This window comes from Tolumonas auensis DSM 9187, assembly GCF_000023065.1.
Taxonomy (GTDB): domain Bacteria; phylum Pseudomonadota; class Gammaproteobacteria; order Enterobacterales; family Aeromonadaceae; genus Tolumonas; species Tolumonas auensis.
In genome coordinates, this window is sequence record NC_012691.1 from 172,501 (window position 1) to 185,720 (window position 13,220).

The following is a 13,220-nucleotide window of genomic DNA, read 5'->3' on the forward strand; positions in this document are numbered from 1 at the left end:
CCGCAGTGACCAGGTGGCTGGGACTGTTTAACAAAAACACAGCACTCTGCAAACACGAAAGTGGACGTATAGGGTGTGACACCTGCCCGGTGCCGGAAGGTTAATTGATGGGGTTAGCGCAAGCGAAGCTCTTGATCGAAGCCCCGGTAAACGGCGGCCGTAACTATAACGGTCCTAAGGTAGCGAAATTCCTTGTCGGGTAAGTTCCGACCTGCACGAATGGTGTAACCATGGCCACGCTGTCTCCACCCGAGACTCAGTGAAATCGAATTCGCCGTGAAGATGCGGTGTACCCGCGGCTAGACGGAAAGACCCCGTGAACCTTTACTATAGCTTGACACTGAACATTGAACCTACCTGTGTAGGATAGGTGGGAGGCTTTGAAGTGATGACGCCAGTTGTCATGGAGCCGACCTTGAAATACCACCCTGGTATGTTTGATGTTCTAACCTCAACCCATTATCTGGGTCAGGGACAGTGTCTGGTGGGTAGTTTGACTGGGGCGGTCTCCTCCCAAAGAGTAACGGAGGAGCACGAAGGTGGGCTAATCACGGTCGGACATCGTGAGGTTAGTGCAATGGCATAAGCCCGCTTAACTGCGAGACGGACAGGTCGAGCAGGTGCGAAAGCAGGTCATAGTGATCCGGTGGTTCTGAATGGAAGGGCCATCGCTCAACGGATAAAAGGTACTCCGGGGATAACAGGCTGATACCGCCCAAGAGTTCATATCGACGGCGGTGTTTGGCACCTCGATGTCGGCTCATCACATCCTGGGGCTGAAGTTGGTCCCAAGGGTATGGCTGTTCGCCATTTAAAGTGGTACGCGAGCTGGGTTCAGAACGTCGTGAGACAGTTCGGTCCCTATCTGCCGTGGGCGTTGGATGATTGAGTGGGGTTGCTCCTAGTACGAGAGGACCGGAGTGAACGAACCGCTGGTGTTCGGGTTGCCATGCCAATGGCACTGCCCGGTAGCTAAGTTCGGAAAAGATAACCGCTGAAAGCATCTAAGCGGGAAACTTGCCACGAGATGAGTCATCCCTAGGACTATAAGTCCTCTGAAGGGCCGTTGAAGACTACGACGTTGATAGGTGGGGTGTGTAAGTGTAGTGATACATTGAGCTAACCCATACTAATGACCCGAGAGGCTTAACCATACAACACCCAAGTAGTTTTGAAGCGCTTGTTTGATTGATGAACGAAATAAAGACCGCGAGGTCACAGCTTTCCAAGACTTATTGCTAACGAGACCCAATGAGTTAGTGATAAGGGACCCGAATATGCCTGGCGGCAATAGCGCGATGGAACCACCTGTACCCATGCCGAACACAGAAGTGAAACGTTGTAGCGCCGATGGTAGTGTGGCATTCGCCATGTGAGAGTAGGACACTGCCAGGCACCAAATTAATGTGAAGACCTTGGCCGGGTGACAACGGTTAAGCGAGCATAGACGAAAAGTGCGGAGTGGTAGTTCAGTCGGTTAGAATACCGGCCTGTCACGCCGGGGGTCGCGGGTTCGAGTCCCGTCCACTCCGCCAATAATTTAAAGAAAAGCCTTAGTTTCAGCTAAGGTTTTTTGTTAAACCAGATTTGCCTGGTAGCCATAGCACAGTAGAACCACCTGTTCCCATGCCGAACACAGAAGTGAAATGCTGTAACGCCGATGGTAGTGTGGCATTCGCCATGTGAGAGTAGGAAACTGCCAGGCTCTCAAATCATAAGCCCCGAACATGCGTTCGGGGCTTTTTGTTTTTGGTTTATTTTTTCCGCCAGACGGTTAGTTGAGACAATAAGTACTGATATTTCCGGGCTGTTTCCTGCAGCACAAATGGAATATCCTGTGGCTTCGTTATTTCCTCAAATTCTTTGCTTAGTATGCGCTGCAGTGCCTGATAAGTTGTTAGTGCTTCACCATTCTCCCGAATACCGCCCAACCAATAGGACTTAACTGTCGAGTCTTCCTGCCAAGTATGGGGTGAGCAAATCATTAAAATACCATCATCCCGTAACCGGTGAGCTAGATCCTTAAGAAAACGCGCAGGTTCGCGTAAACGATCAAGCATATTAGCGGCCAGAATCAGGTCATAATGCCGATATTTATTTTTCAGGTTGCAGGCATCACCTTGGGTGAAATGAATGTGATTTGCTAACTCTGGCGATAGCTGGCAATCGGTTAATTTGGCCTCCCGGTAATCCACTAGCTCACCTTCGTTGGTCATGGCGTAGCGGAAGCTATTTTGCTGAGCCAGAATCTGTGCAATATCAATAAAACGTGCGGAATAATCTACCGCATCCACATGCTGGAAGTATTTCGCCAGTTCGAAACTGGCACGACCAACTGAACAGCCGATATCCAGTGCGCGGATTTTATTCTGACAAAATTGATTGGCGATTTCGGCAAGCGTTTTACAGTGATTAGGTACACCGAAACGTTCAGCACCATAATGGGAATCAAGGTATTGTGCGATCAGTGGATCGGTTTCGTAGGGGTTAACCAGCATAGGTTCCTGATAACGTGAAACCACATAACGAAAGCCGGCATGCTGGAAAAAATGACGACGAAAAGCATAGCGTGCATTTTTGATCGCCAGATTACCGGTCGAGATCCAGGATCCTCCTTTGATCAGATTATGTTTCCCATCAAAAGTCGGTGTCGAGAAATCATCATAAAGTGGATGTACCCGAAAGCCATTAAACCCATCAATCGCGGTACTGGTCCATTGCCAGACATTACCAATCACGTCATAGAACTTTCCGTGGAGGAATTGATCTATCGGGCAGGAGGATGACCAGTATTCCAGATTGATATTACCTGGCGCCTTTATCCAGTCCGGCTGGTCAGCGGTAATGTTTTCCCGCAATGCCATCCATTCTGCTTCACTGGGTAACTGGATGGGTAATCCGGTTTTAGCCGCTTTCCAGCGACAGAAGGCGGCGGACTCCAGCTGATTGGTTTCGACTGGCCAGTCCCACGGCATGGGGATTTCCTCACACATCAGCCGCAGACGTAATGACGTTGTTTGGGTTGGATCACCGCACCAGAATGTTGGTTTATCGGCCTTAGTGAAATTTAACCAGCCCAGACCTTCTTCACTCCACCATTGTGGCTGCTGATAGCCACCATCCTGAATGAATTCGAGATATTCAGCGTTACTGACGAGATATTTGCTGGCCTGAAAGGATTCCAGCGTAATACTGCGCTGGCCATATTCATTATCCCAGCCGTAGGTGGTGTCGCTCTCCGGTTTACCCAGTTGGATGGTTGTTCCGGCTACCGTGATTAATGCATTTTGCGGAACATCGGCAATGTTATTACGCTGCGTCGGACAGTATTGCCAGCGTGGTTGTGGTTGTACTCGTTCCAGTGGTAGCTGGCGAATTAACACCGATGAGGTTTCGAGGTGAATGCGTTCATGTTCTATACCCATCAGAATTGCCCAAGCCGGGTTTTCCCATGTAATCGGTAATTCCAGTGGCATATCCTGAATGAATTGAATGACGCGGGATCTGACTTGTTGCCGGTATTCCCTTAGTCGCTGAATCGTTGGCCAGCGGTAGTGTTTTTCATCCAGATCATCCCAGCTCATCTCATCGACACCGATAGCGACAGTGGCTTCGATGTCAGCATCAATACGTTGCTGGATGAACTGACCTGCTAATAGTTTATTGATGAAGAATGCCGCAGTATGGCCGTAGTAGAAAATAAGCGGGTGACGGAGTGGAATGGCTTTCTTATACCAGGCATCGTCACAAGCCAGACAATCAAACAGCGAGTCGTAGAGGTCGTAGGTCTGAATAAAATAATTCAGCAGTTCCTGCCGTTTGGCGGCGACATCTGTGCCATGTAGCCATAGCGTATGGGTGGGTGCGGGTAAGGCACTGGCTGAGGCTATTTGAGTATCACTGAGTGAAAACTGATTTGGCGTATCCACAGGTTGTTCTCCCCGTACTGTCTATCTGAAACTATAGCTGTTCAAATACAGTACGGGAGAAATCAGTTTCAGATCAGTGATCTTTATGCGTTTAGCTGGGTCTGACTGAAAGAGAATGGCAGCAGATCTTTGATTGGCATTTGCTGCAACTGGCCTTGCCAGTGGAACAGGATCTGAATATCCGGACCAAACTCCGAGATGAACTGGCGGCAGACACCACAAGGGCTGATTTCGCCTTTTGGGGAAAAAACCGCGATAGCTTTAAATTGGGTGTATCCCTGGCTGATGGCATTACCGAGTGCTACCCGTTCGGCACACATACCGGCAGGGTAGGCGGCATTTTCAATATTCACACCAGCAATAATCCGGTTATCTGCGGTTAATACGGCGGCCCCGACCGGGTAATTGGAATAAGGCATGTAGGCATGGCGGATGCTGGCTTTGGCGGCATCCATCAGTTGCATGAGCTGGGTGTCATCGATCTGTGGCATAACAAATCCTTATACGGAAAGTATGCAGAATTTTTTAACACGCCAGCCGGTTATCAACAAGCTGGCGTGTTTTTATTGCGTCATGAAATAGCCGATTTATTTGTTGAGCCAGACCATGACTTCATAGGGTTGTAGTTCACGGGAGCAAAGTGCCGGTGTCGTTTCACTATTGTGGATCAGGCATTCACTTGTAGTCTGCCGCCACTGTTCAGGTAGTACAAATGGCGTGGCTGTAATACGTAGGTTGGCGACGATAAGTAACTTATGCTGGCCATCGTCACGTTGATAACACCAGAGATCCGGATTGTCCGGCTGCAGATCCTGATAATTTCCGTTAACGATCACGGGCTGCTGTTTGCGTAACTGGATCAGGCGCTGATAGTAGTAAAACACGGAGTTTTTATCCGCCAGTGCCTTAGCCACATTAACCTCTCCTGCATTATCCCCGAGCTGGATCCACGGTGTAGCCTGACTGAAACCGGCTCCGGCAGATGTATCCCATGGCATTGGTGTGCGGCTGTTATCACGCGAACGGGCAGCCAGGATCTGCAGGGTTTCTTCGGCTGGTATCTTTTGCTGCTGATGAGCGAGATAGACATTCAGGCTTTCCACATCACGGTAATCATCGATCCGGGAAAAATGAGGATTGGTCATGCCGATCTCTTCCCCCTGATAGATATATGGGGTGCCTTGCAGCATATGCAATACGGTGGCAAGCATCTTGGCGGATTTTTCCCTGTATTGGCCTTCATGTCCGAAGCGCGAGACGATCCGCGGCTGATCGTGGTTACACCAGAACAGCGCACTCCAGCCCTGCTGATGCAGACCATTCTGCCATTTGGCAAAGATCTGCTTCAGCTCAATGAAGTCTGGTTCTGCCAGTTGCCACTTTTCGCCATTCGGGTAATCCACTTTCAGATGGTGAAAATTGAACACCATCGAAAGTTCACGACCATCCTGTTGTGAATATTGCTGGCAGTGTTCCAGCGTGGTGGAGGACATTTCACCGACCGTCATGCAACCGCGGGGCTGGAAGACATCGCGGGATAATTCCTGCAGATATTCATGTACCCGTGGTCCATCAGTATAGAAACGACGGCCATCGCCAGTGAAGTCATCACAGAAATCCTGCTGTTTGGAGATCAGGTTAATCACATCAAGACGGAAACCATCGACGCCTTTATCTGCCCAGAAATGCAGTACTTTTTTGATCTCTTCGCGCACTTCCGGGTTTTCCCAGTTCAGATCGGCCTGCTGCTCACTGAACAGATGCAGATAGTATTGTCCGCTTTGCTGATCGAAAGCCCAGGCGTTGCCACCGAATTTGGATTGCCAGTTATTCGGTGCTTTGCCATTGACCGGATCGCGCCAGATGTAAAAATCGCGGAACCGGCTTTGTGGATCGCTGAGGGCGGTTTTAAACCAGACGTGTTCGGTGGAGGTGTGGTTGAACACCATATCCATGATGATATGCATGTTACGTTGTTTACAGGCAGCGACCAGCTGTTCAAAGTCAGTCATGCCGCCGAAAGCAGGATCAATCGCATAATAGTCGGCAATATCATAGCCATTATCGACCTGCGGTGAGCAATAGATGGGGGTGATCCATAAGGCATCTACGCCGAGTTGTTGCAGGTAATCCAGACGACGGATAATTCCCTGCAGATCGCCGGTGCCTTTATCACCTGAATCCTGAAAGCTTTTCGGATAGATCTGGTAAACCACGGCCTGACGCCACCAGTCATGTTGGGGATAAGACATCAAAACTTCTCCATTCCAAGAAAAGGCTGCGGCGTGATACCGCAGCGGAACTTATTGTTATTAGTTGATTAAGCGACTTCAGTCGCTGACAGTTCAGCTTGGGTCTGATTACGGAATTTATGTTTGTACACCGCCATGGTCAGCGTCAGAGGTACGGCAATCGCAATCAGCATGGCAACGGCATAGATCCCCCAGAATTGTGGCTGGATAGAGAGAATGCCTGGCAGACCACCGACACCGATACCATTGGCCAGTACACCGCTGAAACCACAAACCAGCGCTGCCAGTGCAGAACCCACCATTGCGCACAGCATCGGGAATTTGTAACGCAGGTTGATACCGTACATCGCTGGTTCAGTGACGCCGAGGTAGGCAGAAATTGCGGCAGGAACAGAAATTTCCCGTTCATTTTCTTTCCGGCTGATCAGGATGATACCCAGTACCGCAGATGCCTGAGCGATGTTAGACAACGCAATCAGTGGCCATATTGGTGTGCCACCCATGCTTTGTACTAACTGCAAATCAACGGCGTTGGTGGTGTGATGTACCCCGGTGATCACTAGTGGCGCATACAGGAAGCCAAACAGGGCGGCACCAATTGGCGCAAAACCACCAGTCATCACGGCTTTCGCAGCAAAGGCCACACCATCACCAATCCAGCGACCGAATGGGCCAATCAGGCTGTGCGCAAGAATGACCGCCAGCAGCAGGGAAACAAACGGTACAATGACCAGATAGAGATAGGCCGGGATGATCTGTTTCAGACGTGTTTCAATCAAAGCCAGCAAAGCGCCCGCCAGGATAGCCGGAATCACCTGCGCCTGATAACCGACTTTCTGAATGGCAAACAGACCAAAATCCCAGGCTTCCGGTGCTTGTTGTCCGATCAGATAAGCATTCATCAGTTGCGGGCTGACCAGCGTAATACCCAGCACGATCCCGAGGATCTCGCTGCCACCCATTTTGCGTACGGTTGCCCAGCACACACCTACCGGCAGGAAGTGGAAAATCGCCTCACCGACCAGCCAGAGGAAGGAGTGCACCATCGCCCAGAACTGGCTGATTTCGGTCAGACTCTTGCCGTCGAACATCTTGATATCACCGATGACGTTACGGAAGCCGAGGATCAGACCGCCGGTGATAATGGCAGGGAGTAACGGTACAAAGATTTCTGCCAGATGGGATATGGCACGTTCCAGCACATTCATGTTCTGACGGGCGGCAACTTTAGCCGCCTCTTTGCTGGCACCATCCACGCCGGTTTCCGCGATTAGCAGCTTGTAGAACTGATCGACTTCCGTTCCGATCACCACCTGAAACTGACCGGCGTTGGTGAAACAGCCTTTGACGGAAGCCAGTTTTTCAATGCCCTTGATATCAGCCTGTGCGGTGTTCTTCAGCACAAAACGCAGCCGGGTCAGGCAGTGACTGACGGTGGCAATATTGTCTTTGCCTCCGACCAGACTGATTAGACGAGTGACGTCCTGAGAGAATGATTTGCTCATGTGTGTCCCCTGGTAAACCAAACCATATTTCCGGGATGGAATATGATTTAAATATAGTTGGTAACGTTCCCAGTTAGTATGGGACTGATCATTTAAAACGCAAAAGGGAACGTTCCCAATTTGCGTGATTGTTCACAGATCCAGCGATAAGCAGGGATCCTTAAGGATCAGAAAGGACTTGTTTCGTATTTCGTTGCGGATCTATAAGTCGTGGGAAGGTGCTATTTGTGCACAGGGTTCCGCCTGCTGTTCCAACTGTAACAGCAATTGTTCTGCCGCCAGACGACCAGCCTGTTTGTATCCCGGATCTACCGATAGCACCTGTGGGAAGAGGAAATGCAGTAATGGATTATTTCCCACGCCGGTGAGCTGAATATCGTGGCGCTGTTGTTCCTGCAGATATTTGGCGGCTCCCATCGCCAGGGTATCGGTAGCGCAGACCACGGCATCGGTCGCAGGCGTAAGCAGTCTGGCGGTGAGATCATAACCGCTCTGTACATCCAGCGAACCGGTCAGATAACGGCAGGGAAGCTGATGTGCCGTGCAAAATTGCTGATACGCCTGCAGGCGCAGGGCACCGGTGGTGGCATCACTCTGATCGACACCAATGAAGTCGATTTGATGGCGCCCCGCGGCATACAGTTTTTCCAGGATCTGCTGAATGGCGCCCTCATCGTCGTAGCAGACTGAGGACATATCTGGCCAGGCCCGTGCCATTAATATCAGGTTATCCTGCCAGGAGCGCAGCCGTTCCAGATCCAGTGCACTGAAGGCAAACAGGATCACGCCATCCACGCCACGACGGGCAAGTAAGGCTAAGTGTTCATCCACTTTAGCGGGGTCGAATTCGCTCTCCATCAGCATCGCATCATAACCACGGGCATACAGCACTTCGAGCATGCCGCGAACGGCGCGGTTTTCGGAAGCCGAATCGAGCCGGGAAACGATGATTCCCACCAGCCGGGCGCTGTTGGTGCGCATTGCTCTGGCTGATTTACTGGGCTCAAAACCATGTTCGCGGATCACGGCTTCCACCCGATCACGGGTTTGCGGATTGACGTTGGGATCCTGATTCAGTACCCGTGAGACGGTGGATTTACCCACCCCGCTCAGTCTGGCGATGTCGAGAATGGTTAAGCGTTTAGTCATGGCTGGCCGGTAAAACTAACTTTTGGTTATTGTTGGGATTTTTCCCGGCTTAGGCAAGCAGGCAAATGCAGAATTGCCTGATTCTGGTTGTTCTCAGCAAAATACCCGCAGAAAACGGAATCAGGTTTGTGATCCTGCCGGCAGTTATTTATGCTGGTGGCAGTCAATGGCTAACCATCCGGTGCAGTGGTGCCGGTTTTTGAGGATAAGCTTGTTATGTTTATTGGTAACTTACAGGAACTGGATGACGTATTACTGCATCCGCTGATTGCGGCTGTATTGCGTGACTTTGTCGCAACTAATGCAGATGTACTGGAACTGCCAAAAGGCAAAATAGATCTGACGGTTCCGGCGCAGTTTGCTCCGGCCGATATGCCGAAAGACCCACTCTTTATGATTGTGTCGATGGATACCTCCCAACTGGTGACCGAACGTCGTGCTGAATTTCATGATACGTATCTGGATATTCAGCTATTGCTGTCGGGCGAGGAGTGGATTGGCATCGGACCTCATACTGTGGAACTGGATCGGGCGGATAATCCGCATCCTGATCTCTATTTCATGGACGAGCCGTCAACCACTTATGTTGGTCTGCAGCCCGGTGATTTTGTGGTCATCGCGCCGGGTGAACTGCATACGCCGCTGTGCACACTGACGGAGCCGGGTCAGTTACGCAAAATAGTATTCAAGGTACACAAAGCGCTGTTAGCGCCATCCGCATAATCTGAAGGAGGCGGTATGCCTGAGTTTCAATTGATTATTGGCAATAAAAATTATTCATCGTGGTCGCTGCGGCCATGGTTGTTGTTGCGAAAATTAGGCGTCAGCTTTGAGGAAACACAGGTATTACTGCAATCCGAAGATTTTAAAACACAGGCAATGCAGTATTCTCCGGCAGCTAAAGTACCGGTTTTACTGGATGGCGGGCTGGCCATTTGGGATTCTCTGGCCATCGCGGAATATCTGGCGGAGCAATTTCCGCAGGCCTGGCCTAAAGATAAGGCTGCGCGGGCATTTGCGCGTTCCATCTGTGCAGAAATACACTCCGGCTTCATGACATTACGCAGTAAGATGCCGATGAATTGCCGGGCGACAGGGCGCGAAGTCGTTGGTGATGACGCGTTGCAAAAAGATATTGAGCGCATTCAGGCCATCTGGAATGAATGCCGTCAGCGTTACGGTCATGCAGGCCCCTGGTTGTTCGGTGAATTCACCATAGCCGATGCGATGTTTGCTCCGGTGGTTTTTCGCTTTAATACCTATGGCATCAATGTTCAGGGACTGGCGGATGAATATCTGCAAACGGTGTTACAGGATGCGGATGTGCAGGCCTGGTTACATGCGGCACAGCAGGAACAAGCCGTTATCATGGGCTATGAAGTTGGTTTAACTGCGCAGTAACCGTTGTTTTTTGCATACCAAATAAAAGAGCGCCTTGATGGCGCTCTTTTCACATCAGCAGACCCGTTATCAGGCTTTCAGTGCCTGATCCAGATCTTCCAGAATATCTTCAATCGCTTCAATACCGACTGACAGACGGATCATTTCCGGTTTGACGCCGGCTTTCGCCTGTTCTTCCAGAGTCATCTGACGATGAGTGGTAGAAGCCGGATGACAGGCCAGTGACTTGGCATCACCGATGTTGACCAGACGTTTAAAGATCTTCAGCGCGTCATAGAAACGAACCCCGGCTTCATAACCCTCTTTCAGACCGAAGGAGAGGATCGCCGATGGTGTGCCATTCATGTATTTCTGCGCCAGCGCATGATGCGGATGATTTGGCAGACCGGCATAGCTAACCCAGGCTACTTTGGCATGATTTTGCAGAAATTCAGCGACTTTCCGGGCGTTTTCAACATGACGTTCCATACGCAGCGATAAAGTTTCCAGCCCCTGCAGCAGCAGGAAGGCGTTCATCGGCGACAGAGTTGAACCAGTATTGCGCAGCGGTACGGTGCGGGCGCGGGCAATGAAAGCTGCCGGACCGAATGTTTCGGTATATACGACACCATGATAAGACGCTTCAGGTTTACTGAATTGCGGAAAACGCTCGGCATGTTCCGCCCATGGGAATTTACCGGAATCGACAATGACGCCACCCAGCGAATTACCATGGCCACCGACATATTTAGTGATGGAGTGCACCACAATATCAGCACCAAACTGGATTGGTTTACACAGCACGGGTGATGCAACCGTATTATCCACTACCAGCGGTACGCCTTTGGCGTGCGCAACGCGGGCCAGCCCTTCCAGATCAACGATGTTACCTGCCGGGTTGCCGATACTTTCGCAATACACCGCTTTGGTTTTGTCATCAATCAGCTCAGCAATCGCTTCCGGCGAATCGTCACGGGCAAAACGCACATCGACCCCAAAACTTGGGAACATGTGCGCGAACAGTGTGTAGGTACCGCCATACAGTTGCGGCGTCGAAACAATGTTGTCACCGGCACGGGTCAGGGTCTGAATGGCGTAGTTGATCGCAGCACTACCGGCTGAAACGACTAATCCCGCAATACCACCTTCCAGTGCGGCCAGACGTTTTTCCAGCACATCATTGGTCGGATTCATAATGCGGGTATAGATGTTGCCCGGAACTTCCAGATTGAACAGATCCGCGCCATGCTGGGCATTATCGAATTCGTAAGCTACGGTCTGATAGATAGGAACGGCTACGGACTTGGTAGTCGGATCATTCTGGAAGCCATGGTGCAGCGCCAGTGTTGCGTCTTTCATGAGAAATCGTCCTTGTCACAATGAAATGAGAAATAATGCTCAATCTAACTGCTGCTGTTTGGCGCTGTAAAGTCATCAATCCGGGAAATGGTAGATTACGTTGAGCTGGCGCTTTTCCCGGTGCGCTCGCTGCACAGTTTTTTTTGATAGAAACCGGTGGGTAAGCATGGCGATAGTTGGCCTATCGCCTGATCACCGGCTCTTCTTCCGCAGAAGAAAGTGAATGATTTTTTTGGGGCAAGCGGCGGAAAATCAGCGTTGCCAGCATGCTGAGGCAACCCACCGTGATATAGGTATCATGAAACGCGGAGAGGATTTCTGCCTGCTGGCTGCTATTGGCCTGTAAGCCCTTCAGCACGGTGCCACTACCATAGAACAAAGCGAATAAAGTGGCTGATATTGCGACCCCCAGACTCATGGACAGTTGCATCACCACCGACAACAAACTGTTGCCGCTGCTGGCTTCTTCCCGCTCAAGTTCGCTTAAGGTCAGCGTATTCATCGCGGTAAACTGCATGGAATTGAATACGCCGAGCAAAGCGAGATAAAGCAGTAATAACGCATAGGGCGTTTCGTTGCTCACGGAAGAAAAACCGGCGATCAGGGCTCCGAGCAGCAGGGTATTCAGCATTAATACCGGCCGGAAACCCAGACGCCTTACCACCCAGTTTGCCAGTAATTTGGTACTCATTGCGCCGAGTGCAATCGGGACCATGGTGAGGCCGGCATGTGTCGGATTGAAGCCAAGTGCCACTTGTAAAAACAGCGGTGTGAGAAAAGGGATCGCACCACTGCCCAGGCGGGCGATCAGGTTACCCAGAATACCGATACGGAAGCTGGTGATTTTGAACAGAGCCCGGCTGAACAGCGCATGCGGATGACGCTGGCTGTGCCAGAAATAGGTATACAGCCCCAGTGCCCCCGGAATAGCCAGTAACAGGAATGAGGTGACGCTGGCGTCAGGTTCACCCAGCCGCTGAATAGCGATCGACAACAACACGACGCCACTGCTGAAGAACAAGTACCCTTTCCAGTCAAAGGAGGCGGTCTTTTCCCGGATATTGGGCATAAAGAAAAATGCCAGCACACAGCCTATCAGGCCGATCGGCAGGTTGATTAAGAAGATCCATTGCCAGGTCGCATGTTCCACCAGCAAACCACCCAGTAACGGGCCGATTAACGGACCAATCAGGCCGGGGATCACCACCATCGACATGGCGCTCAGAAATTCTTCTTTGGGAAACACGCGCAATATCGTGAGTCGCCCTACCGGCACCAGCAGGGCACCGCCAACCCCCTGGATGATGCGTGCTATCACCATCTGTGACAATGACGTGGATTCCGCACAGAAAAGCGAACCGGCGGTGAACAGAAAAATAGAGAACAGGAAGACATGACGGGTGCCAAAACGGTCGGCCAGCCAGCCGGAGGCCGGGATCAGCATGGCGACAGTCAGCATATAACTGATGATAGCAGCCTGCATCTGCAGAGGACTTTCGTGAAAATCTGCGGCGATAGCTGGTAAGGCGGTATTCAGAATCGTGCCGTCGAGTGCCTGCATAAAGAAGCCGACGGCCGCGAGCCAGGGGAGGATGCGTTTTTCTTTAGCTGTGACCTGATACTTCGTCAAAAACGCACCTCTGGAA

The 13,220-nt window shown here is 51.0% G+C and carries 9 protein-coding genes, 1 tRNA gene and 3 rRNA genes (1 of these 13 running past the window's edge); 6 read left to right on the plus strand and 7 right to left on the minus strand.

Annotated features, from left to right (window positions below; translation table 11 throughout):
- The 4 genes from TOLA_RS00850 to rrf (TOLA_RS00865) all read left to right on the plus strand — a co-directional run.
- Positions 1-1,154, plus strand: a 23S ribosomal RNA gene (locus TOLA_RS00850); it begins 1,735 nt to the left of the window's first position.
- A gap of 126 nt (positions 1,155-1,280) precedes the next feature.
- Positions 1,281-1,395: ribosomal RNA gene (gene rrf, locus TOLA_RS00855) — 5S ribosomal RNA — on the plus strand.
- A 63-nt stretch (positions 1,396-1,458) separates the two neighbouring features.
- A tRNA-Asp gene (locus tag TOLA_RS00860) sits at positions 1,459-1,535 on the plus strand.
- A 55-nt stretch (positions 1,536-1,590) separates the two neighbouring features.
- Positions 1,591-1,705, plus strand: a 5S ribosomal RNA gene (gene rrf, locus TOLA_RS00865).
- Positions 1,706-1,754: 49 nt separating this feature from the next.
- On the opposite strand, the gene ovoA is transcribed toward rrf (TOLA_RS00865), so the two are convergent.
- From ovoA to treR, 5 genes are all read right to left on the minus strand, one after another.
- The gene (gene ovoA, locus TOLA_RS00870) at positions 1,755-3,929 is read right to left on the minus strand and encodes a 5-histidylcysteine sulfoxide synthase (RefSeq protein ID WP_012728391.1); all 2,175 of its coding nucleotides are present in this window, start codon (positions 3,927-3,929) and stop codon (positions 1,755-1,757) included.
- An 83-nt stretch (positions 3,930-4,012) separates the two neighbouring features.
- Complete coding sequence (gene cdd / locus TOLA_RS00875) at positions 4,013-4,420, minus strand: cytidine deaminase (RefSeq protein WP_012728392.1); 408 nt, start codon at positions 4,418-4,420, stop codon at positions 4,013-4,015.
- A 96-nt stretch (positions 4,421-4,516) separates the two neighbouring features.
- Positions 4,517-6,181, minus strand: coding sequence for an alpha,alpha-phosphotrehalase (gene treC, locus TOLA_RS00880; protein WP_012728393.1), 1,665 nt, complete (start codon positions 6,179-6,181; stop codon positions 4,517-4,519).
- 68 nt (positions 6,182-6,249) lie between these two features.
- The gene (treB, locus tag TOLA_RS00885) at positions 6,250-7,686 is read right to left on the minus strand and encodes a PTS trehalose transporter subunit IIBC (RefSeq protein WP_012728394.1); all 1,437 of its coding nucleotides are present in this window, start codon (positions 7,684-7,686) and stop codon (positions 6,250-6,252) included.
- A gap of 201 nt (positions 7,687-7,887) precedes the next feature.
- Positions 7,888-8,835, minus strand: coding sequence for a trehalose operon repressor TreR (gene treR / locus TOLA_RS00890; protein ID WP_012728395.1), 948 nt, complete (start codon positions 8,833-8,835; stop codon positions 7,888-7,890).
- Between the two features lie 216 nt (positions 8,836-9,051).
- Here treR and TOLA_RS00895 point away from each other — a divergent pair, with 216 nt between their 5' ends.
- Positions 9,052-9,558 (plus strand): NanQ anomerase/TabA/YiaL family protein, encoded by a 507-nt coding sequence (locus TOLA_RS00895; RefSeq protein ID WP_012728396.1) that lies wholly within the window; start codon positions 9,052-9,054, stop codon positions 9,556-9,558.
- Between the two features lie 15 nt (positions 9,559-9,573).
- Positions 9,574-10,236, plus strand: coding sequence for a glutathione S-transferase family protein (locus tag TOLA_RS00900; protein ID WP_012728397.1), 663 nt, complete (start codon positions 9,574-9,576; stop codon positions 10,234-10,236).
- A gap of 69 nt (positions 10,237-10,305) precedes the next feature.
- On the opposite strand, the gene TOLA_RS00905 is transcribed toward TOLA_RS00900, so the two are convergent.
- A complete protein-coding gene (locus TOLA_RS00905; protein ID WP_012728398.1) occupies positions 10,306-11,574 on the minus strand; it encodes an O-acetylhomoserine aminocarboxypropyltransferase/cysteine synthase family protein in 1,269 nt (422 codons plus the stop codon).
- 181 nt (positions 11,575-11,755) lie between these two features.
- Entirely contained in the window at positions 11,756-13,204 is a 1,449-nt protein-coding gene (gene mdtD, locus TOLA_RS00910; protein WP_012728399.1) for a multidrug transporter subunit MdtD, read from the minus strand.
- Positions 13,205-13,220: the final 16 nt, after the last annotated feature.